Consider the following 933-nt stretch of genomic DNA (forward strand, 5'->3'; position numbering starts at 1 on the left):
GGGTCACGCCGCCGTTGGTCAGGCGCCGCGCGGTCTCGGTGACCTCGGCCGCGGAATGCCGGCCGTGGCGCACCACCAGCAAGGTGGTGCCCGCATGCCGCCCGAGCAGCGTGGCATCCGTGACAGCGAGCACGGGCGGCGTGTCGATGATGACCATGTCGTAGCGTTGCTTGAACAGGTCCAGCATGGCGTGGAAGCGATCGCTCATCAGCAGCTCCGCCGGATCGGGCGGCAAGCTGCCGCGGGTCAGCACATCCAGGCCCGGCAGCACCTCGCGGATCACCACGGAGTCGATGTCCGTGCCCATCAGCGTGTCCGCCAGCCCCGGCACCTGCGACAGCCCGAAGTGCACGTGAACCTCGCCGCGCCGCATGTCGCCGTCGATCAGCAGCACGCGCTTGCGCCCTGACGCGACCAGCGCGGCCAGGTTCACGGACAGGAACGACTTGCCGGCATCCTGGCGCGAGCCGGTCAGCATCACGACGTTGTTGCGGGCGGTGTGCAGCGCGTACTGCAGCGTGGTGCGCAAGGCGCGCACGCCTTCCACCGCGATGTCATCCGGCGCGCGTGCCGCCAGCACCCCCAGCCCGCTGCTGCCGGAGGCGCGCAGCTCGCGCTGCAGGCGCAGCTGCGTCTGGCTGCGCGGCACCACCGCGCAGACCGGCACGCCCAGCATCCGCTCGATCTCTTCCGGATGCTCCACGCCGCCATACAAGGCCTTGCGCAGGAAGGCCAGCAAGGCCCCCAGCACCAGGCCGATGCCGCCGCTGATCAGCACCAGCATGGCGCGTTGCGGACGGATCGGATCGTCCGCGGGTTCGGCGAAGTCCACCACGCGCACGTTGCCGACCTGGCCTGCCTTGACGATGCGCAGTTGCTGCGCGTTGTTGAGCAGGTTGGTATAGAGCTCGGTATCCACACGCACGTCCCGCT

At 69.8% G+C, this 933-nt stretch carries 1 protein-coding gene; it reads right to left on the minus strand.

Annotated features, from left to right (window positions below; translation table 11 throughout):
• The coding region (locus tag AC1DS3_RS39070) for a polysaccharide biosynthesis tyrosine autokinase (protein WP_477129419.1) at window positions 1-933 on the minus strand (933 nt) is incomplete at both ends.

Source organism: Cupriavidus sp. 01L46 (assembly GCF_056399905.1).